The following is a 20,034-nucleotide window of genomic DNA, read 5'->3' as shown; positions in this document are numbered from 1 at the left end:
TGGCATGCGCCTAATATGGATTCCTCTTTACATATGAAGAAAGATTCACGAGAATACCAGCAGATATCATCATGAACACAAGGGAGGAGCCGCCATAGCTAATAAAGGGAAGCGGAATGCCTGTGATTGGAAGAAGACCAAAGACAGCGCCTAAATTAAAGACTGCTTGGAGCATGATTTGAAACGTAAGCCCAATCGTTAACAGCTTTCCAAAAGGGTCATGTAAAGCCTGTACAATTCGCATAGCGCGATACATGATGAGTAGATATGCACCAATCACAATCAAAATCCCCATGATTCCCAGCTCTTCACTGATGATGGCCATGATAAAATCCGTATGGGCTTCAGGAAGAAAGCCTAGCTTTTGAATGCTCCCGCCTAAGCCATTCCCTGTCAGCCCGCCTGAATTCATTGCGAGATACGAATGAATCAGCTGATATCCATCTCCATCTTCATACTGAAAAGGATCACGAAAAGAAGTCAGCCTCTTCAAACGGTAAGGAGCTGTCACTGCAAAAAAAGTGATACCTGCTGCCGCAGTCGATCCTAGCAAAATGAGATGGTGCGTTTTCAGCCCAGCGCATAATAAAATGATGCCGCAGCTTAATAAAATAGACACAGCTGTGCCTAAATCAGGCTGCTTTAAGATCAACAAAAAAACAAGACCTAAAAGAATGAGTGGCGGCAGTACGCCTTTTTTAAAAGATGTAATGTACGCCTGTTTTTTCGCGTACACATAGGCAAAATAGATCACCATCACTAGTTTCACAGCTTCAGAAGGTTGGAGCATGAGAGAGCCCAACTGAACCCAGCGCTGGGAATTGTTTTTGACAACACCGATTCCAGGAAGCAGGACTAGGATCAGGCATAACAATGACAGCATAACAAGCCACCGAATCCATTTACGATAAATCTGATAAGGGAACAGAGCGGCAATGAAGAAAAAGAATCCCCCAATCAGGAGCCATTGCCATTGTTTGATGAAGAAATAGCTGCCCTTTTCATACTTCACTTCTCCTAAAGGATAACTCGCACTGTAAACCATCAGTAAACCAAATAAACAGAGGAACACAATCGTTCCAACAAGAATGCGGTCGACTCTTTTGAGATGAGATAGAAGAAATGTCATCATCTTCAATTCCAATTGCGCCCAAACATATAGGATGATGACCTAAGATTGACGCTAAACACGAGGCCAATGGCGATCATGTTGGTCAAAAGCGCACTGCCCCCATAGCTGATAAAAGGAAGCGCGAGTCCCGTCACAGGCATTAAACCGACTGTCATCCCTACGTTTTGGAAAACTTGAAACACGATCAGCCCAACGACTCCCGCACATATGTACAATCCATAAAGCGTATTAGCATGCATAGCCACATGAATGATTCGGTAAATCATCATTAAGTACAAACACATCAAAAGGGAGGCGCCGATAAAACCAAACTCCTCACCAATAACGGCAAATATAAAATCCGTATGCGCTTCAGGGATATTACCTCCTTGTACTTGATGCCCCTGTGTAAAACCGCTTCCTGATAATTGACCTGATCCAATGCCGAGCATCGATTGTTTCAGCTGATACCCGTATGTTGAATCAAATTCATCAGGAGAGAGCCAGCCATAAATGCGATCAAGCTGATGAGGCTTAATGATTTTTGTAAAATGCTCAAAGTGTTTATTGTGCAAGTAGACCAAAAATGCAAGAAGTGCAAGAAAAGTAGCCATTAATGCGGCCATCATCTTGCTAGAAATCCCTGACACAAGCATCAGTGTAAAGGCGATGGATAATATCACGAGCGCTGTCCCTAAATCAGGCTGAATTAAGATGAGGAAAAAAGGGACAACGGTCCAGCAAACGACTTTACTTGTAGGAATGATGCTTTCTTTAAACGAAAATCGCTGATGCTTGTATTGGTTCAAGACAGCCGCTAGCAGCAGGATCACAAAAATTTTCATGAACTCTGATGGCTGAACTTTGATTGAACCGAAGCTGATCCACCTTTGGGATCCGTTTTGACTCGTTCCGAAAAAATGCACAAGAATAATGAGGAAAATACCACCTGCAAATAACCGAAAAGATAAACGCTCAAGCAGTTCATAATCAAAGTATGCAGCAGCTGCCATGAGGCCGAAACCGACGATATACCAGAAAATTTGTCTTTTGACGAAATAAAACATATCTTGCGTTTCATACTGTCCCGATCCGCTATATACAGCTATCAGGCTGATGACAAATAAACAAATCACAGTGAATAAAAGTACGAAGTCAATGCTGTACTGTTTTTTCATAGCTTCTTTCCTGCTACCTATTTGTCAGCTGGTCAATGACAATTTTCACAGCCGCAGCATCATCAATATAACCGATCGGAAAAATATAATCTGGTATTAAGTCAACAGGCATAATGAAATAAAGGAGTGCGCCCCCCATCAGCATTAATTCTCGAGAAGTACCCCGTCCGGTCATAAATAAGCTGTACATGTTTTTCAAATGTTGAAGGAACGGTCCGACGCCGCTTAGCGTCTCCTTCTTTTTCTCAAAATTTGCCGAGATCGTTTCTTTTCCCTCGTTTGTTTGGCTATAGGCTTCGTATTCGTTTAACTTTTGTTTCAATTTGGTCTGACTAAATGTACCGTCGTAGACGTCCTGATCTTTCAGTATTTTTTCGATCTCTTCTACCGCTTGAATGAACGTATCACCGTGCACCTTTTCGCTTTTGACTGGAAACCCTGCAGCAGTCAATAGTTGATCTAATGATATGTTCAGAGAATCTGAAAGCCGCTGCAGATGATTCAAAGTTGGTTTTCTTTTTCCATTCATGATTCGAGACAGTGTCGCTTTATCAATTCCTGTGTATGTGCTGAGATCTCTTAAAGATAGAGAACGTTGTTGCAATTTTTCCTTTAAGAGCGGCCCAAGCTCAGTTGTCTTAAAATCCATCTTTTACGCCATCCTTTGTATGATGTATGAACTCTTCTATAGAAGAAGTCGTACCCAATATAAAGGTGTGTTGACAAAATGTCAACAAATATCCTGTATTGATTGAATTTTAGGAAATAGGAATTTATCATAATGAAGATAGGGTGAAAACAGTGAGAAGGAGTGGCGCGGATGAAGGTGAGACATGCTGTACAACAAGATATACCTAAAATCGCCGAGATACATGTGAAAAGCTGGCAGACGACTTATCATGGCATTATTAATCAGGAGTATTTGGATGGTTTACATATAGAAGATCAGGAAGAGAGCTGGAGAAGAAGGTCGCTTGAAGGGACGTTTGTCGCAGAAGATGATGACGGGGTATTTGGTTTTGCTTCTTTTGGAAAACAACGTGATGAGCGCTATTCAACATATGATGGAGAACTTTATGCGATCTATTTATTGCAAGAGAAACAGAAATCAGGAGCAGGTATCGCTTTACTTGCAGAAGGAGTGAGTTATTTAATAGAGAAAGGGTATCAGAATATGATGCTGTGGGTGTTTGAACAAAATTCGGCAAAGCATTTTTATCAAAAGCTTCAACCTAGTTTTGTCGTTACCAGCCAGTTCGAGCTGGCTGGCGAGAAGTATAATGAAATAGGGTATGGGTGGGAACTGTCTGTATTACATGACCATGTACACCGAATTAAATCGTCAGCTTCCAATAATAATGAGAGAAAAAAGTGAAAAGCACAGCTAGCAAAATATAAGAGATAAAAGGAGAAGCTTCTACTTTTCCTTTTATTCCTGCTATCTTTAAAGCTTCATAGAAACCTGCCAAAAAATAAGCAAGACTGAGAATATAACAGCACAGCATAATGGAGTAAGGGTTCATTGGCGTACCTCCAGTATGAAATCTTCTACTATTAATAGATTCCATAGAGCGGCAATTTATGCATAAAAAAATAACCAGCTGAAATCAGCCAGTTATTTTTTGTGAGGAAAAACCAAACGAGATGCACTTGGTATGAGTATGCAAAGAACGATACTGCAAATAATAAATGAAGGAACCATATATGTGCTGTTATAAATTAAAGAGTAAACCCAACCTGGAGTTCCTTTTGGTGCATAATGAGAAAAGAAAACAACACCAGAGATAAAGAACGTCAACAGTCTAAAGAAACTTGCAACAAATACGGATAAGGTAATATAGAAGAATTGCTGCTTTCGCTTTTGATCCTGAATGGCTTTTTTGATCAATCCAGAAAATAGACCGCTTAGGGAAATGACAACAGATGCGACGAAATAATCGAGAAATCCTTGAACAGGTGTAGCGATAATAGGGCCATTCATCAGCTGAAGGCCTGCAATAAGCACACCAATGATAAACCCGGTTGATATTCCCCATCTAATAGACATAAGAATGACGGGTATCATAATCAGCGCAAGAGATCCGCCATTTGGCATTCTTAAAAATAGCCCTGATAAGTAATCTAATACAAGTGCAAGTGAAGTCATAATTGCGATTTCCATCAGTCGTACCAATTGATTTGATTGCTGCATAAAAAAATCTCCTTTTTCATGAATTGAGCAAGGAGAGACCGTGTAAGGATGAGTATGTTATTCATAGAAAAACATATCGAGTTGAATACACCACATGTATTCAATTGAATCCACATTCCTACTTCAGTATTAACTGACAGGTTCAAAGGGTCAGAACAACGAGTGTTCACTCTCAGCACAAAGCTCCCCCTGCGGTTATTTAGTTTTTTTCTATTATAAATATACTAAAGACCTTCAGGATCAACAATAGAGAATTCCTGTGGCAATCAATTTTTGTATGATTATATAGGAAGAGATAAGGAAAAATAAATTATTTAGAAAAAATACTTGTTTCCTCTCTCGAAAGGTGTTATATTTATATTCGCCGCTAAAACAGCGCGGTTATTAAATAACATAAAGAAAAAAGTTGTTGACTTTATCTTGATAGAATGTTATATTAATAAAGTCGCCTCTGAGAGACGATGAAGATGATCTTTGAAAACTAAACAAGACAAAACGTACCTGTTAATTCGAGTTTTTATAAAAAAATCCTATGATACATCATAGGTAGTCAGTCAAACTGGCGAAAAACAAAACTTCGGTTTTGTACTTTTTCGGAGAGTTTGATCCTGGCTCAGGACGAACGCTGGCGGCGTGCCTAATACATGCAAGTCGAGCGGACAGAAGGGAGCTTGCTCCCGGATGTTAGCGGCGGACGGGTGAGTAACACGTGGGTAACCTGCCTGTAAGACTGGGATAACTCCGGGAAACCGGAGCTAATACCGGATAGTTCCTTGAACCGCATGGTTCAAGGATGAAAGACGGTTTCGGCTGTCACTTACAGATGGACCCGCGGCGCATTAGCTAGTTGGTGGGGTAATGGCTCACCAAGGCGACGATGCGTAGCCGACCTGAGAGGGTGATCGGCCACACTGGGACTGAGACACGGCCCAGACTCCTACGGGAGGCAGCAGTAGGGAATCTTCCGCAATGGACGAAAGTCTGACGGAGCAACGCCGCGTGAGTGATGAAGGTTTTCGGATCGTAAAGCTCTGTTGTTAGGGAAGAACAAGTGCGAGAGTAACTGCTCGCACCTTGACGGTACCTAACCAGAAAGCCACGGCTAACTACGTGCCAGCAGCCGCGGTAATACGTAGGTGGCAAGCGTTGTCCGGAATTATTGGGCGTAAAGGGCTCGCAGGCGGTTTCTTAAGTCTGATGTGAAAGCCCCCGGCTCAACCGGGGAGGGTCATTGGAAACTGGGAAACTTGAGTGCAGAAGAGGAGAGTGGAATTCCACGTGTAGCGGTGAAATGCGTAGAGATGTGGAGGAACACCAGTGGCGAAGGCGACTCTCTGGTCTGTAACTGACGCTGAGGAGCGAAAGCGTGGGGAGCGAACAGGATTAGATACCCTGGTAGTCCACGCCGTAAACGATGAGTGCTAAGTGTTAGGGGGTTTCCGCCCCTTAGTGCTGCAGCTAACGCATTAAGCACTCCGCCTGGGGAGTACGGTCGCAAGACTGAAACTCAAAGGAATTGACGGGGGCCCGCACAAGCGGTGGAGCATGTGGTTTAATTCGAAGCAACGCGAAGAACCTTACCAGGTCTTGACATCCTCTGACAACCCTAGAGATAGGGCTTTCCCTTCGGGGACAGAGTGACAGGTGGTGCATGGTTGTCGTCAGCTCGTGTCGTGAGATGTTGGGTTAAGTCCCGCAACGAGCGCAACCCTTGATCTTAGTTGCCAGCATTTAGTTGGGCACTCTAAGGTGACTGCCGGTGACAAACCGGAGGAAGGTGGGGATGACGTCAAATCATCATGCCCCTTATGACCTGGGCTACACACGTGCTACAATGGACAGAACAAAGGGCTGCGAGACCGCAAGGTTTAGCCAATCCCATAAATCTGTTCTCAGTTCGGATCGCAGTCTGCAACTCGACTGCGTGAAGCTGGAATCGCTAGTAATCGCGGATCAGCATGCCGCGGTGAATACGTTCCCGGGCCTTGTACACACCGCCCGTCACACCACGAGAGTTTGCAACACCCGAAGTCGGTGAGGTAACCTTTATGGAGCCAGCCGCCGAAGGTGGGGCAGATGATTGGGGTGAAGTCGTAACAAGGTAGCCGTATCGGAAGGTGCGGCTGGATCACCTCCTTTCTAAGGATATATGGAGCAGCGTACGTTTTCGTCTTGTTTAGTTTTGAAGGATCATTCCTTCAAAACATGTCTCTAGCGAGACAGGATTGTTCTTTGAAAACTAGATAACAATAAGTAATACATTCACATTGAATGCAATGCAAAGTTCATCACACATAGTGATTCTTTCTAAAGTAAGAAATGGTTAAGTTAGAAAGGGCGCACGGTGGATGCCTTGGCACTAGGAGCCGATGAAGGACGGGACGAACACCGATATGCTTCGGGGAGCTGTAAGCAAGCTTTGATCCGGAGATTTCCGAATGGGGAAACCCACTGCTCGTAATGGAGTAGTATCCATACTTGAATACATAGAGTATGAGAAGGCATACCCGGGGAACTGAAACATCTAAGTACCCGGAGGAAGAGAAAGCAAATGCGATTCCCTGAGTAGCGGCGAGCGAAACGGGAACAGCCCAAACCAAGAGGCTTGCCTCTTGGGGTTGTAGGACACTCTATACGGAGTTACAAAGGAACGATATAAGCGAAGAGGTCTGGAAAGGCCCGCCAAAGAAGGTAACAGCCCTGTAACTGAAATGTTGTTCTCTCCAGAGTGGATCCTGAGTACGGCGGAACACGTGAAATTCCGTCGGAATCCGGGAGGACCATCTCCCAAGGCTAAATACTCCCTAGTGACCGATAGTGAACCAGTACCGTGAGGGAAAGGTGAAAAGCACCCCGGAAGGGGAGTGAAATAGATCCTGAAACCGTGTGCCTACAAGTAGTCAGAGCCCGTTAATGGGTGATGGCGTGCCTTTTGTAGAATGAACCGGCGAGTTACGATCCCGTGCAAGGTTAAGCAGAAGATGCGGAGCCGCAGCGAAAGCGAGTCTGAATAGGGCGCATGAGTACGTGGTCGTAGACCCGAAACCAGGTGATCTACCCATGTCCAGGGTGAAGTTCAGGTAACACTGAATGGAGGCCCGAACCCACGCACGTTGAAAAGTGCGGGGATGAGGTGTGGGTAGGGGTGAAATGCCAATCGAACCTGGAGATAGCTGGTTCTCTCCGAAATAGCTTTAGGGCTAGCCTCAAGGTAAGAGTCTCGGAGGTAGAGCACTGATTGGACTAGGGGCCCCTACCGGGTTACCGAATTCAGTCAAACTCCGAATGCCGATGACTTATCCTTGGGAGTCAGACTGCGAGTGATAAGATCCGTAGTCGAAAGGGAAACAGCCCAGACCGCCAGCTAAGGTCCCAAAGTATACGTTAAGTGGAAAAGGATGTGGAGTTGCTTAGACAACCAGGATGTTGGCTTAGAAGCAGCCACCATTTAAAGAGTGCGTAATAGCTCACTGGTCGAGTGACTCTGCGCCGAAAATGTACCGGGGCTAAACGTATCACCGAAGCTGCGGACTGTTCTTACGAACAGTGGTAGGAGAGCGTTCTAAGTGCTGTGAAGTCAGACCGGAAGGACTGGTGGAGCGCTTAGAAGTGAGAATGCCGGTATGAGTAGCGAAAGACGGGTGAGAATCCCGTCCACCGAATGCCTAAGGTTTCCTGAGGAAGGCTCGTCCGCTCAGGGTTAGTCGGGACCTAAGCCGAGGCCGAAAGGCGTAGGCGATGGACAACAGGTTGATATTCCTGTACCACCTCCTCACCATTTGAGCAATGGGGGGACGCAGGAGGATAGGGTAAGCGCGGTATTGGATATCCGCGTCCAAGCAGTTAGGCTGGGAAATAGGCAAATCCGTTTCCCGTAAAGGCTGAGCTGTGATGGCGAGCGAAATTTAGTAGCGAAGTTCCTGATTCCACACTGCCAAGAAAAGCCTCTAGCGAGGTGAGAGGTGCCCGTACCGCAAACCGACACAGGTAGGCGAGGAGAGAATCCTAAGGTGATCGAGAGAACTCTCGTTAAGGAACTCGGCAAAATGACCCCGTAACTTCGGGAGAAGGGGTGCTTCTTAGGGTGTTAAAGCCCCGAGAAGCCGCAGTGAATAGGCCCAGGCGACTGTTTAGCAAAAACACAGGTCTCTGCGAAGCCGTAAGGCGAAGTATAGGGGCTGACGCCTGCCCGGTGCTGGAAGGTTAAGAGGAGCGCTTAGCGTAAGCGAAGGTGCGAATTGAAGCCCCAGTAAACGGCGGCCGTAACTATAACGGTCCTAAGGTAGCGAAATTCCTTGTCGGGTAAGTTCCGACCCGCACGAAAGGCGCAACGATCTGGGCACTGTCTCAACGAGAGACTCGGTGAAATTATAGTACCTGTGAAGATGCAGGTTACCCGCGACAGGACGGAAAGACCCCGTGGAGCTTTACTGCAGCCTGATATTGAATGTTGGTACAGCTTGTACAGGATAGGTAGGAGCCTTGGAAACCGGAGCGCTAGCTTCGGTGGAGGCATCGGTGGGATACTACCCTGGCTGTATTGACCTTCTAACCCGCTGCCCTTATCGGGCAGGGAGACAGTGTCAGGTGGGCAGTTTGACTGGGGCGGTCGCCTCCTAAAATGTAACGGAGGCGCCCAAAGGTTCCCTCAGAATGGTTGGAAATCATTCGCAGAGTGTAAAGGCACAAGGGAGCTTGACTGCGAGACCTACAAGTCGAGCAGGGACGAAAGTCGGGCTTAGTGATCCGGTGGTTCCGCATGGAAGGGCCATCGCTCAACGGATAAAAGCTACCCCGGGGATAACAGGCTTATCTCCCCCAAGAGTCCACATCGACGGGGAGGTTTGGCACCTCGATGTCGGCTCATCGCATCCTGGGGCTGTAGTCGGTCCCAAGGGTTGGGCTGTTCGCCCATTAAAGCGGTACGCGAGCTGGGTTCAGAACGTCGTGAGACAGTTCGGTCCCTATCCGTCGCGGGCGCAGGAAATTTGAGAGGAGCTGTCCTTAGTACGAGAGGACCGGGATGGACGCACCGCTGGTGTACCAGTTGTTCTGCCAAGGGCATCGCTGGGTAGCTATGTGCGGACGGGATAAGTGCTGAAAGCATCTAAGCATGAAGCCCCCCTCAAGATGAGATTTCCCATTCCGCAAGGAAGTAAGATCCCTGAAAGATGATCAGGTTGATAGGTCTGAGGTGGAAGCGTGGTGACACGTGGAGCTGACAGATACTAATAGATCGAGGACTTAACCTATATTCTAATGTGAAGCTTGAACATTGTTATCTAGTTTTGAGAGAACATTCTCTCCATCAGGTTTGGTGGCGATAGCGAAGAGGTCACACCCGTTCCCATACCGAACACGGAAGTTAAGCTCTTCAGCGCCGATGGTAGTTGGGGGTCTCCCCCTGTGAGAGTAGGACGCCGCCAAGCTCTTCTAAGGATCAGTTTCATACGGAACTGGTCTTTTTGTGTTGCTTGAGAGGATATTTTTTTGATTGCACTTGTTTGATGAACGTGCGGCACTCCAACTCATTTACAAGTATGTGAGACATTTTAAATCAAAAAGATAGAACGTTCATCATATTATAAATCCTTGTTATGAAAAAACTAGTAGAGAGATAGAGTATTAGATTATAGAAGGGGACTGTATCAATCTTTATAGTTAACTCTATTCTAATATCTATAAAAACTGTACCTATATCTATAAAAACTGTACCTAAAGTTTGATTCCAAGGAATACCTATACCATGAAAGCATAAAAATAATAGGTTGCTGATATTTCTGAAGGAATTGACCGTTTTTAAAGAGAATATAGAGAGGAGAACTTCAGCTGATAAACGTTGAATGACAGCAGTTTGAATGGAGAAAATGACGATCATTTGCTAAAAGAAATACCAATGAAAATTGAAATAAAATTTTTTTAATATAGCCTTTACAAATGATGAAAACCTGTATATAATAATCTTTGTCGGATCGAGAGATTCCTACATAGTGGAGGATTAGCTCAGCTGGGAGAGCATCTGCCTTACAAGCAGAGGGTCGGCGGTTCGAGCCCGTCATCCTCCACCATATTTATTCTTACATAATGTTAGGATAGATAAAGCCGGTGTAGCTCAACTGGTAGAGCAACTGACTTGTAATCAGTAGGTTGGGGGTTCAAGTCCTCTTGCCGGCACCACTTTCATATGGTAAGATAGACAAGTCGCTTTTAAAGAGAGCCATTAGCTCAGTTGGTAGAGCATCTGACTTTTAATCAGAGGGTCGAAGGTTCGAGTCCTTCATGGCTCACCATGTTTCATGCGGGTGTGGCGGAATTGGCAGACGCGCTAGACTTAGGATCTAGTGTCTTTATGACGTGGGGGTTCAAGTCCCTTCACCCGCATTGCCAAATAAAATAAAGAAATCCTGTAATGCGGAAGTAGTTCAGTGGTAGAACACCACCTTGCCAAGGTGGGGGTCGCGGGTTCGAATCCCGTCTTCCGCTTATACCATCCACGCCGGGGTGGTGGAATTGGCAGACACACAGGACTTAAAATCCTGCGGTAGGTGACTACCGTGCCGGTTCAAGTCCGGCCCTCGGCATTATAAAAATAAGCGCCCGTAGCTCAATTGGATAGAGCGTTTGACTACGGATCAAAAGGTTAGGGGTTCGACTCCTCTCGGGCGCGCCAATAAGATCGGGAAGTAGCTCAGCTTGGTAGAGCACTTGGTTTGGGACCAAGGGGTCGCAGGTTCGAATCCTGTCTTCCCGACCATCTTTTATGGGGCCTTAGCTCAGCTGGGAGAGCGCCTGCCTTGCACGCAGGAGGTCAGCGGTTCGATCCCGCTAGGCTCCACTTTTTAAAAGATTATTTTGATCATGGCGGTGTAGCTCAGCTGGCTAGAGCGTACGGTTCATACCCGTGAGGTCGGGGGTTCGATCCCCTCCGCCGCTATAAAGGACCTTTAGCTCAGTTGGTTAGAGCAGACGGCTCATAACCGTCCGGTCGTAGGTTCGAGTCCTACAAGGTCCACCATCTATACGGAGGAATACCCAAGTCCGGCTGAAGGGATCGGTCTTGAAAACCGACAGGGGTGTCAAAGCCCGCGGGGGTTCGAATCCCTCTTCCTCCGCCATATTTTTTAAAACCCATATCATCGCGGGGTGGAGCAGTTCGGTAGCTCGTCGGGCTCATAACCCGAAGGTCGCAGGTTCAAATCCTGCCCCCGCAACCAAAATGGTCCGGTAGTTCAGTTGGTTAGAATGCCTGCCTGTCACGCAGGAGGTCGCGGGTTCGAGTCCCGTCCGGACCGCCATTTTCAAAAAGAATACTTGGCTCGGTAGCTCAGTTGGTAGAGCAACGGACTGAAAATCCGTGTGTCGGCGGTTCGATTCCGTCCCGAGCCACTTTTATAAAAAAATATTGACAGTATGGCGGTTGTGGCGAAGTGGTTAACGCACCAGATTGTGGCTCTGGCACTCGTGGGTTCGATTCCCATCAATCGCCCCATACATATTTTTGCGGGTGTAGTTTAGTGGTAAAACCTCAGCCTTCCAAGCTGATGTCGTGGGTTCGATTCCCATCACCCGCTCCATTTGTATATCCGTTCATGGGCCTGTAGCTCAGCTGGTTAGAGCGCACGCCTGATAAGCGTGAGGTCGGTGGTTCGAGTCCACTCAGGCCCACCATGATATTCCGCAGTAGCTCAGTGGTAGAGCTATCGGCTGTTAACCGATCGGTCGTAGGTTCGAGTCCTACCTGCGGAGCCAAATGGAGAAGTACTCAAGTGGCTGAAGAGGCGCCCCTGCTAAGGGTGTAGGTCGCGCAAGCGGCGCGAGGGTTCAAATCCCTCCTTCTCCGCCATTTATCTGGCCCGTTGGTCAAGCGGTTAAGACACCGCCCTTTCACGGCGGTAACACGGGTTCGAATCCCGTACGGGTCATGTTTAAAAGAGGTCTTGTCAAAGATCTCTTTTTTATTTTCTTCAAAAGGAAAGACCGCCATCATAGCGGTCTTTTTTTACATATTCATGGAATAGATCGTATAAGACAAGTATGTTGCAAAGAAGCCCCATAAGACATAAGGGATCAGTAAAATTGGAACGACTTTGCTTAGTTTACGCGAGACGATGACAAGTGCAAGTGCTGTCAGTGCTACAAGCAGGCAGTCGATCGTAGCGGCAAATAAATCTTTTTGTGTAAATTGAAAAAAGCTAAAGGCTTGATTAAATACGTAATTTAAAAGAAAAAGAATCCAAAATGGTAAAGTGATTTTTTGAAATCCGTACTTTCCATAAATGATCGCTGCGGACAACGAGATCAGAGCAAATAAGACAGCCCACACAGCACCAATTACACCACCACTCGGTGTCCATTCTGGTTTATTCAGTGCATCATACCACTCTCTGTCAATCGGAAACAAGAATCCGGCAATAGAGAATAATGCGTATGTAATAAAGAAGACAACCACTGCCCAAATGATACTTTTTCTTGCCATTAAGAATCTCCTCCAATCAAATTCACTCTTAAAGTGATTTCCCAATCATTACATGATATAAACATAAAGCCCCCAATATGAGGGGACTAATGATTTTCTTCTGTATAAGGTTCTTCTTCGTACGGCTTCAAGTCACCAAATACCGTCATGACACCTTCTTCGTCTAATGCCTCTTCATAGGCTTCGTGGGCTTTATTTGGATATACCTTGCTTGCTTTGCCCTCAATATCAGCTGCTGCGAATCCTTCATAGTCCTCCACATAATCTTCATCTTCTGATTGCGTATACACATCATCGTATGTCAATGGAGGGAATTCCATATCGGACGGGGTATCAGAGTTTCCATAGCGTTCTACGTCTTGATATGCATCCTCTCCATCGTAGGCTGCGCTTTCTTCATTTTCAAATTGACCTGATGGCGGACTTAATAAATCCTCTTCAATCGGACGGTTTTGTGAAACGGTTTGTTCTTTTGAATGTTCTGTGCATGTGACGGCACTAGGCAAGGCTTCTAAGCGTTCCTTTGAAATAGGGGCCTTACAGACCTTGCACAGACCATAAGAGCCGTCTGTGATGGCTTGAAGTGCTTCATTGATGTCTAACAGATGTTCATGTTCCAAACTGTTTAACGCAATATCTTTCCCGCGTTCGAATAGCTCTGTCCCTTGATCACCTGGGTGGTTATCATAGGCTGACAGTTCTCCGAGCGAATCATAAGGAAATGATACTTTTTGTTCATCGTCATGGCTTTTAGCTTCGAGTTCTTGCTTTTCATCGAGAAGTCGCTGCTTCAAATGATGTAATTCGTCTTTAGACAACAAAGCGATCATCCTTTCATATCAAACATAATGTTAGTATGAGCAATTTTGTCTGCAAGACTAGTTCCAATTTGAAGCAATTCCTCATGAAAAAACGCCTGCGGCTGCAGGCGTTCTTTGTTACGCAATATAGTATTGTAAGATCAAAGCGATTGTCAGCAGGAAACCGAAAAATGTATTGGTTTGAGCTGTAGATTTCATGGCATTCATTAATTCAATTGGTTTTTCTTTTTGCTTAAATTCTTTGATAGCTGTATATGCTTTTGGCACACTGAGTAAAACAAGAAGACTCCAAAGGCCGACAATATCTGTGAAGATATAAACAAAAATAAGTACGTATGAGACCAAAAACATGGAAAGTAAAATGTTCACTGCAGCTTTTCGCCCAGCAAGGATTGCAAGTGTTTTTCGTCCATTTTCTTTATCGCCGTCTAAATCGCGGATATTGTTCGATAGTAAGATGGCACCAACTAAAATAGAAATTGGTAGTGAAACGAGAAAAGCTTTAGATGTCAGTGTGCCTGTTTGGATATAGAAACTAATCAAGATGATTCCTAGTCCCATAAATGCACCTGACACAAGTTCTCCAAACGGCGTATATGCAATGGGTACAGGGCCGCCGGTATAGAAATAGCCTGCTGCCATACAAATGAGTCCTATCAGTGCAATCCACCAGCTAGACATCATGCAAATATACACCCCTAGTAGTAAAGAAAGCGCAAATAGTGCATAAGCGAGGATGAGGACTGTTTTTGGCTTCACACCGTTTCTTACAATGGCTCCGCCGATGCCAACAGATTTTTCGTTGTCCAATCCGCGAACATAATCAAAGTACTCATTAAACATGTTCGTTGCGATTTGGATAAACATAGATGCAAACAGCATAGCTAAAAATAGCCCAACATGTATTTGACCACTTGGAAGTGCTAGAACAGTTCCTAAAGTAACGGGAATAAATGCCGCTGTTAATGTATGCGGTCGTAGTAAATTCCACCAAATCCGCCAGTTCTTATCAGGCTTAATCGGTGAAAGCTGATCTGATATCGATTGATGCTGCATAAAATATACTCCTTTAAATAAAAAAATACGTACACGTCCAAATTCCAGTTTAGCAAAGTTCAAAAAGGTGTCAATATATTGATGCGATGAAACCGAAAAAAGATGTTTGCTAATCGTTGCCATATCGAGAGAAAGCTTGATCTTAGAATAGGACTTGCCATTTTTCCTTTAGATGCTCTCGTTTCAAGAAGCAGGAGCGAAAAAATCTAGAAAGCGTGATATAATAAGGATTCGAGGTTTTAAAAGCTGTTTTCTTTACTAAGTTCATCTGTTAAGGTTTATAATAGAAAAGCAGGTCATTCGACATACTCGAATGATCATGTATTTTTTCATTATGGTTTTATTTTTTTATGTTATTTCATGGATTTTGGAGGAATGTATCATGGTGACAACAGTGCAAAGTACTTTCCGGCAGGAAGCGCTTGCGACATTAGAAGAAGCGAATAACGTCAACCATGCTGTTTTGATAAGCTACTCCAGAAGAGTTGACGATCTGGATCCTCTTGCCTTTTTCCAAAGCGGCGAAGCGGATTTTTTAGGCGAGCGGTTTTTTTGGTCTGATCCAGAAAGCCAAATGATATTTTCTGGACTTGGCAGAGCGGCCGTCATTAAATCAACTGAGCAAGGCAAGGAACGATTTGATATAGTCCATCAAGAATGGGAACAGCTGAAGCAGCACATGTTCCATTTTCATGATGAGAAAGAGTTAAGGCAAGCGGCTGTTGGTCCGCTTTTATTTGGAGGATTCTCATTTGATCCGTATGAAGAGAAGGCGCGTCACTGGGAAGCTTTTGGCGAGGCTCATTTTTTTGTGCCATCGATGATGCTCACTGTCTCGAAAGAAGGCACGTTTCTTACGATCAATGAATGGAAGCAGGTGGACGGGAATGTTCATCAGCTCATTCAAGAATTAGAACAAAAAGCCTCTCATTTCGAAACATTACCGTTCAGACATGATGGACAAGCTGAACTTGTTCATATGGAAGAACTAGATGTGAAGGAATGGATGAAGGCGATCCAAGAAGCGACAGACCACATTCGTGCAAACGAATATGAAAAGGTTGTTTTAGCAAGAGAAGTCTTGCTTCACTATAAAAATCAAATTGAACTCGCTCCACTGTTAGCAGAATTATTAAAGCATCAAACAACGAGTTATGTATTTGCGGTTGAACAAGGAAGACAAGCATTTGTCGGAGCTACGCCGGAACGCTTAGTAAAAAAAAGCGGCGGAGAGGTCTTTTCATCTTGTTTAGCAGGTTCGATTGTTCGAGGAAAAGATGAAGCGGAAGATCGAGCATTAGGCGAGGAACTGCTGCATGATGAGAAGAATTTGATTGAACATCAAATTGTCGTCAATATGATTGAGCAAGCATTTGAGGCCAATTGCCTTCACGTGCACAAACCAAATCAACCTAGTCTTTATAAAACAAAAAACATTCAGCATTTGTTTACACCGATTGTGGGAGAAATTAAAAGCAGCTGTTCCCTCTTTTCATTAATTGAACAGCTCCATCCGACGCCAGCATTAGGCGGATATCCGAAGGAAAAAGCGGTTGAGGTCATTCGTGAAATCGAACCGTTGAAGCGTGGCTGGTACGCGGCGCCGGTGGGCTGGATTGACTCTCAGGATAATGGAGAATTTGCTGTCGCCATTCGGTCAGGTCTTATTGAGGAAGACCATGTTCGTTTGTTCGCTGGCTGCGGCATTGTAGAGGATTCCCTTGCAAAGCAGGAGTACGAGGAAACGCAAGTGAAATTAAGACCAATGCTATCTGCTCTTGGAGGTCGTCCGATTGAATAATCAAATCATGACAACATATATTGGCAGATTGATGGATGAATTTGTACAAGGTGGTGTGAAGGAAGCGGTTGTCTGTCCTGGTTCCCGTTCAACCCCGCTTGCGATGCTGGCTCTTGCCCATCAAGACATCAATGTTCATGTATTAGTGGATGAACGGTCTGCTGCTTTTTATGCGCTTGGTCTTGCAAAAGCAAGTCAAGCACCAGTGCTGCTTATTTGTACATCAGGTACGGCAGCTGCTAACTTTTACCCAGCCATTGTAGAGGCACATTATTCCCGTGTACCACTTATTGTTTTAACTGCTGATCGGCCGCACGAATTGAGGGAAGTTGGGGCACCTCAAGCGATTGATCAGCAATTCTTATTCGGTAAGTTTGTTAAATGGTTCACAGACTTAGCATTGCCAGAAGAAAGTCAGACGATGTTACGCTATGTTCAGACGGCTGCGGCAAGAGCAAATCATATGTCAATGCAAGAGCCGAAGGGACCTGTTCAGATCAATGTCCCTCTGAGAGAACCATTGCTTCCTGATTTGTCTATTGATCCTTTTGAGCGAGAAGAAACTGGCCGAAAAAAGGTCATAGCTGCAGGACAGGCTTTCCCAAATGATGATGTGATGTCTGAAATCGTGACGGTCATGAACCATTCCAAAAAGGGACTGATTGTGTGTGGTGAACTTCATACGCAGGAAGAGAAAGAGGCAGTGTTACGTCTTTCGAAAGCCTTGCATATTCCGATTTTAGCGGACCCGCTTTCTCATTTGCGAAATGGTCATGAACATGCAGATCTTATTATTGATGCGTATGATTCATTATTGAAAGATGAAGCATTGCAGCAGCATCTATTGCCGGATATGGTCATTCGTTTTGGACCGATGCCTGTGTCCAAACCTTTATTCAAGTGGCTGGAAAAACATGTGGAAGTGAATCAGATTGTCGTTGATGCTGCCGGAGGTTTTCGAGATCCTGGATTAAGTGCTTCATACGTCATTGAAAGTGATGTGGCAACTTTTGTAGATGAAGTATTCAAGAGAGCGGATCAACGTGAGGATACAAGTTTTCTAAAACGCTGGCAGAATGTTAATTCTTCATTCAGAACGCATGCATCCCATTATTCTGATGAGAATCTGTCATTTGAGGGAAATGTGTACCGTCAGCTTCAGCATCTCTTGCCGAAGGAGAGTGTCCTTTTTATCGGAAACAGTATGCCGATTCGTGATGTGGATACATTTTTTGAAGCGCAATCGAAGCCTTTTTGGATGATGGCGAATCGAGGAGCCAATGGCATTGATGGCGTTGTGTCTACAGCACTTGGCACGTATGCGGCTTTGAAACAGCCAGTCACCTTAGTGATTGGAGATTTATCATTTTATCATGATATGAACGGTTTGCTTGCAGCTAAGCTGCTGGACATTCCGCTGACGGTTGTGTTGTTAAACAATGATGGGGGAGGCATCTTTTCTTTCCTTCCACAGGCGTCTGATGAACCGTATTATGAAAAACTCTTCGGTACGCCGACTGGACTGAATTTTGAGTATGCTTCGAAGCTGTATGGGGGAACCTATTCGAAACCGTCAACGAAACAAGAATTACATGATGTCTACATGGCACATATAGAAGAGCCTGGGCTTCATTTAATTGAAATTGAAACTGATCGCCATTCTCGTGTAAGCAAGCATCGTCAAATGATGGATGACATATTGGAAGAAGTGAAAAAAGAATGTCTTCTTTCATAATACGGATGCGTGATGGTGTGGCGTACGAGGTGGTGGATCAGAATCCATTGGCTGAGAATGCCACGCTATGCTTACATGGCTTCACTGGAAGCGCGGCTTCTTGGACGTTCTTGAATGGTTATATGGAGAATACAAGATTGATTCAAGTCAGCTTGCTTGGACATGGCCGCACGGACTCACCAGAAAGTATGAGAAGATATGCGATGTCGCATCAGCTGGCAGATCTTGCAGAGATTTTAAAGCAATTAAAGCTTCACAAAGTGAATATTCTCGGATATTCTATGGGAGGACGTATTGCTTTATCATTTGCCTCTCGTTATCCAGATCGTGTCAACAAATTGATCCTTGAGAGTACCTCTCCAGGGCTTCGCACTTTTAAAGAGCGGATGGCAAGACTCAAACACGATCATCAGCTCGCTCAGAAACTTAGACATGAAGGTTTAGTGAAGTTTGTGGATTTTTGGGAGAGTATTCCACTGTTTGCTTCGCAGAAAACTTTATCAGCTGAAACGCAGGCTCAACTGAGAGAGGGAAGGCTGAAAGCCAATCCACTTGGACTGGCTCGCAGCTTAGAAGGCCTAGGAACAGGTTCGCAGCCCTCTGTTTGGAAGGCATTAAAGCATATGAATTTACCTGTTTTGTTGATTTGCGGAGCGCTTGATGAAAAGTTCTGCAATATCGCCAAACGTATGCAGCAGGAGCTTGAAGGCAGTCAATTCATATTGGCTGAGCAGGTTGGGCATACAGTTCATGTGGAACAACCACATTTTTTTGGTAAAATAGTAAGTGAGTTTATTACGCAAGATTTTAGAGGAGGAACTATTGATGGCTATTGAATGGCAAACTGAGCGTCAGTATGACGAAATTTTATATGAAACGTACAATGGGATCGCAAAGATCACGATTAATCGTCCACATGTACATAACGCGTTTACACCAAAGACTGTGAGTGAATTAATTGATGCATTTTCACGTGCTCGTGATAATTCAAATGTTGGTGTAATCGTACTTGCAGGAGCTGGCGGCAAAGCATTCTGTTCTGGTGGAGATCAAAAAGTACGCGGCCATGGCGGCTATGTAGGAGACGATCAAATTCCGCGTCTAAATGTATTAGACTTACAGCGTTTGATTCGTGTGATTCCAAAACCGGTGATTGCAATGGTTGCTGGTTATGCAATCGGCGGCGGGCACGTTCTTCACGTTGTATGTGACCTGACAATTGCAGCAGATAATGCAATTTTTGGACAAACTGGTCCAAAAGTAGGCAGCTTTGATGCTGGTTATGGTTCAGGCTACCTTGCACGTATTGTTGGTCATAAGAAAGCGAGAGAAATCTGGTACTTATGCCGTCAATACAATGCACAAGAAGCGCTTGATATGGGACTTGTCAATACAGTTGTACCATTAGAGCAGCTTGAAGAAGAAACTGTGAAGTGGTGTGAGGAAATGCTAGAAAAGAGCCCGACTGCTTTACGATTCTTGAAGGCTGCATTTAATGCAGATACGGATGGATTAGCTGGAATTCAACAATTTGCAGGAGATGCGACACTTCTTTATTACACAACAGATGAAGCAAAAGAAGGACGCGATTCCTTTAAGGAAAAACGCAAGCCGGACTTCGGTCAGTTCCCGCGTTTCCCTTGATTCAATCATATCGATGAAAAA

Annotated in this window: 12 protein-coding genes, 21 tRNA genes, 3 rRNA genes and 1 riboswitch; of the genes, 29 read left to right on the top strand and 7 right to left on the bottom strand. The window is 44.9% G+C overall.

Translation table 11 applies throughout. The features are described from left to right. Window positions 1-10: 10 nt before the first annotated feature. From ftsW to MKZ03_RS14055, 3 genes are read right to left on the bottom strand one after another with little or no spacing between them, the layout of a single operon-like run. On the bottom strand, window positions 11-1,129 hold the full coding sequence (ftsW, locus tag MKZ03_RS14065; RefSeq protein WP_400559262.1) for a putative lipid II flippase FtsW: 1,119 nt from the start codon (window positions 1,127-1,129) through the stop codon (window positions 11-13). Window positions 1,130-1,134: 5 nt separating this feature from the next. Beyond that, window positions 1,135-2,289: a rod shape-determining protein RodA gene (gene rodA / locus MKZ03_RS14060; RefSeq protein ID WP_334750320.1), complete on the bottom strand. Its 1,155-nt coding sequence runs from the start codon at window positions 2,287-2,289 to the stop codon at window positions 1,135-1,137. A gap of 13 nt (window positions 2,290-2,302) precedes the next feature. After that, window positions 2,303-2,938: a helix-turn-helix domain-containing protein gene (locus MKZ03_RS14055; protein WP_034659703.1), complete on the bottom strand. Its 636-nt coding sequence runs from the start codon at window positions 2,936-2,938 to the stop codon at window positions 2,303-2,305. A 171-nt stretch (window positions 2,939-3,109) separates the two neighbouring features. Here MKZ03_RS14055 and MKZ03_RS14050 point away from each other — a divergent pair, with 171 nt between their 5' ends. Further along, window positions 3,110-3,664 carry a GNAT family N-acetyltransferase gene (locus MKZ03_RS14050; RefSeq protein ID WP_334750317.1) on the top strand — a complete coding sequence of 185 codons (555 nt, stop codon included), beginning with the start codon at window positions 3,110-3,112 and terminating at the stop codon, window positions 3,662-3,664. Between the two features lie 240 nt (window positions 3,665-3,904). On the opposite strand, the gene thiT is transcribed toward MKZ03_RS14050, so the two are convergent. Next, window positions 3,905-4,480, bottom strand: a complete 576-nt coding sequence (gene thiT / locus MKZ03_RS14045) for an energy-coupled thiamine transporter ThiT (RefSeq protein ID WP_034659700.1) — start codon at window positions 4,478-4,480, stop codon at window positions 3,905-3,907. Window positions 4,481-4,578: 98 nt separating this feature from the next. Next, window positions 4,579-4,680: riboswitch (TPP riboswitch) on the bottom strand. 390 nt (window positions 4,681-5,070) lie between these two features. On the opposite strand from thiT, the gene MKZ03_RS14040 reads away from it, so the two are divergent. From MKZ03_RS14040 to MKZ03_RS13925, 24 genes are all read left to right on the top strand, one after another. Continuing rightward, window positions 5,071-6,619 (top strand): 16S ribosomal RNA (locus tag MKZ03_RS14040). Window positions 6,620-6,801: 182 nt separating this feature from the next. Continuing rightward, window positions 6,802-9,732, top strand: a 23S ribosomal RNA gene (locus MKZ03_RS14035). Between the two features lie 61 nt (window positions 9,733-9,793). Next, a 5S ribosomal RNA gene (gene rrf / locus MKZ03_RS14030) occupies window positions 9,794-9,909 on the top strand. The 16S, 23S and 5S rRNA genes sit together here, the layout of an rRNA operon. A 563-nt stretch (window positions 9,910-10,472) precedes the next feature. Beyond that, window positions 10,473-10,548 (top strand) — tRNA-Val (locus tag MKZ03_RS14025). A 33-nt stretch (window positions 10,549-10,581) separates the two neighbouring features. Continuing rightward, a tRNA-Thr gene (locus tag MKZ03_RS14020) sits at window positions 10,582-10,657 on the top strand. 37 nt (window positions 10,658-10,694) lie between these two features. Next, window positions 10,695-10,770: transfer RNA gene (locus MKZ03_RS14015), tRNA-Lys, on the top strand. 8 nt (window positions 10,771-10,778) lie between these two features. Next, window positions 10,779-10,861: transfer RNA gene (locus MKZ03_RS14010), tRNA-Leu, on the top strand. Window positions 10,862-10,891: 30 nt separating this feature from the next. Continuing rightward, a tRNA-Gly gene (locus MKZ03_RS14005) sits at window positions 10,892-10,963 on the top strand. A 12-nt stretch (window positions 10,964-10,975) separates the two neighbouring features. Next, window positions 10,976-11,061, top strand: a tRNA-Leu gene (locus MKZ03_RS14000). 12 nt (window positions 11,062-11,073) lie between these two features. After that, a tRNA-Arg gene (locus MKZ03_RS13995) sits at window positions 11,074-11,150 on the top strand. A 7-nt stretch (window positions 11,151-11,157) separates the two neighbouring features. Next, window positions 11,158-11,234: transfer RNA gene (locus tag MKZ03_RS13990), tRNA-Pro, on the top strand. 8 nt (window positions 11,235-11,242) lie between these two features. Further along, window positions 11,243-11,315: transfer RNA gene (locus MKZ03_RS13985), tRNA-Ala, on the top strand. Window positions 11,316-11,340: 25 nt separating this feature from the next. Beyond that, window positions 11,341-11,414: transfer RNA gene (locus MKZ03_RS13980), tRNA-Met, on the top strand. Window positions 11,415-11,418: 4 nt separating this feature from the next. Further along, window positions 11,419-11,495, top strand: a tRNA-Ile gene (locus tag MKZ03_RS13975). A 7-nt stretch (window positions 11,496-11,502) separates the two neighbouring features. After that, a tRNA-Ser gene (locus MKZ03_RS13970) sits at window positions 11,503-11,595 on the top strand. Between the two features lie 22 nt (window positions 11,596-11,617). Beyond that, window positions 11,618-11,694 (top strand) — tRNA-Met (locus MKZ03_RS13965). A gap of 4 nt (window positions 11,695-11,698) precedes the next feature. Continuing rightward, window positions 11,699-11,775: transfer RNA gene (locus MKZ03_RS13960), tRNA-Asp, on the top strand. Window positions 11,776-11,793: 18 nt separating this feature from the next. Continuing rightward, window positions 11,794-11,866, top strand: a tRNA-Phe gene (locus MKZ03_RS13955). A gap of 27 nt (window positions 11,867-11,893) precedes the next feature. Then, a tRNA-His gene (locus tag MKZ03_RS13950) sits at window positions 11,894-11,969 on the top strand. Between the two features lie 11 nt (window positions 11,970-11,980). Continuing rightward, window positions 11,981-12,054: transfer RNA gene (locus MKZ03_RS13945), tRNA-Gly, on the top strand. A gap of 17 nt (window positions 12,055-12,071) precedes the next feature. Continuing rightward, window positions 12,072-12,148: transfer RNA gene (locus tag MKZ03_RS13940), tRNA-Ile, on the top strand. Between the two features lie 6 nt (window positions 12,149-12,154). Next, window positions 12,155-12,229 (top strand) — tRNA-Asn (locus MKZ03_RS13935). A gap of 3 nt (window positions 12,230-12,232) precedes the next feature. Beyond that, window positions 12,233-12,323 (top strand) — tRNA-Ser (locus MKZ03_RS13930). Window positions 12,324-12,330: 7 nt separating this feature from the next. Then, window positions 12,331-12,402, top strand: a tRNA-Glu gene (locus tag MKZ03_RS13925). Between the two features lie 77 nt (window positions 12,403-12,479). On the opposite strand, the gene MKZ03_RS13920 is transcribed toward MKZ03_RS13925, so the two are convergent. The 3 genes from MKZ03_RS13920 to MKZ03_RS13910 all read right to left on the bottom strand — a co-directional run bounded on the left by MKZ03_RS13920 (window position 12,480) and on the right by MKZ03_RS13910 (window position 14,833). Continuing rightward, window positions 12,480-12,956: a TspO/MBR family protein gene (locus MKZ03_RS13920; RefSeq protein WP_034620862.1), complete on the bottom strand. Its 477-nt coding sequence runs from the start codon at window positions 12,954-12,956 to the stop codon at window positions 12,480-12,482. An 86-nt stretch (window positions 12,957-13,042) separates the two neighbouring features. Beyond that, window positions 13,043-13,777 carry a TraR/DksA C4-type zinc finger protein gene (locus tag MKZ03_RS13915; RefSeq protein ID WP_307500126.1) on the bottom strand — a complete coding sequence of 245 codons (735 nt, stop codon included), beginning with the start codon at window positions 13,775-13,777 and terminating at the stop codon, window positions 13,043-13,045. 117 nt (window positions 13,778-13,894) lie between these two features. Then, window positions 13,895-14,833: a 1,4-dihydroxy-2-naphthoate polyprenyltransferase gene (locus tag MKZ03_RS13910; RefSeq protein ID WP_341032163.1), complete on the bottom strand. Its 939-nt coding sequence runs from the start codon at window positions 14,831-14,833 to the stop codon at window positions 13,895-13,897. Window positions 14,834-15,215: 382 nt separating this feature from the next. Here MKZ03_RS13910 and MKZ03_RS13905 point away from each other — a divergent pair, with 382 nt between their 5' ends. Genes MKZ03_RS13905 through menB form a run of 4 tightly spaced genes read left to right on the top strand, consistent with a single transcriptional unit; the run spans window position 15,216 to window position 20,013 of the window. Continuing rightward, on the top strand, window positions 15,216-16,634 hold the full coding sequence (locus MKZ03_RS13905; protein ID WP_307500123.1) for an isochorismate synthase: 1,419 nt from the start codon (window positions 15,216-15,218) through the stop codon (window positions 16,632-16,634). Next, window positions 16,627-18,369 carry a 2-succinyl-5-enolpyruvyl-6-hydroxy-3-cyclohexene-1-carboxylic-acid synthase gene (menD, locus tag MKZ03_RS13900; protein WP_341032161.1) on the top strand — a complete coding sequence of 581 codons (1,743 nt, stop codon included), beginning with the start codon at window positions 16,627-16,629 and terminating at the stop codon, window positions 18,367-18,369. Before MKZ03_RS13905 ends, menD begins: the two co-directional genes overlap by 8 nt. Continuing rightward, window positions 18,354-19,205, top strand: coding sequence for a 2-succinyl-6-hydroxy-2,4-cyclohexadiene-1-carboxylate synthase (gene menH / locus MKZ03_RS13895; RefSeq protein ID WP_334750248.1), 852 nt, complete (start codon window positions 18,354-18,356; stop codon window positions 19,203-19,205). The genes menD and menH overlap by 16 nt, the downstream gene beginning before the upstream one ends. Further along, window positions 19,195-20,013, top strand: a complete 819-nt coding sequence (gene menB, locus MKZ03_RS13890; RefSeq protein ID WP_034665273.1) for a 1,4-dihydroxy-2-naphthoyl-CoA synthase — start codon at window positions 19,195-19,197, stop codon at window positions 20,011-20,013. Before menH ends, menB begins: the two co-directional genes overlap by 11 nt. Window positions 20,014-20,034: the final 21 nt, after the last annotated feature.

Origin of the sequence: Bacillus sp. FSL R5-0431, from assembly GCF_038002985.1 — a bacterium.
Classification (GTDB): Bacteria; Bacillota; Bacilli; order Bacillales; family Bacillaceae; genus Bacillus.
This window is presented reverse-complemented; position numbering and strand designations above follow the sequence as displayed.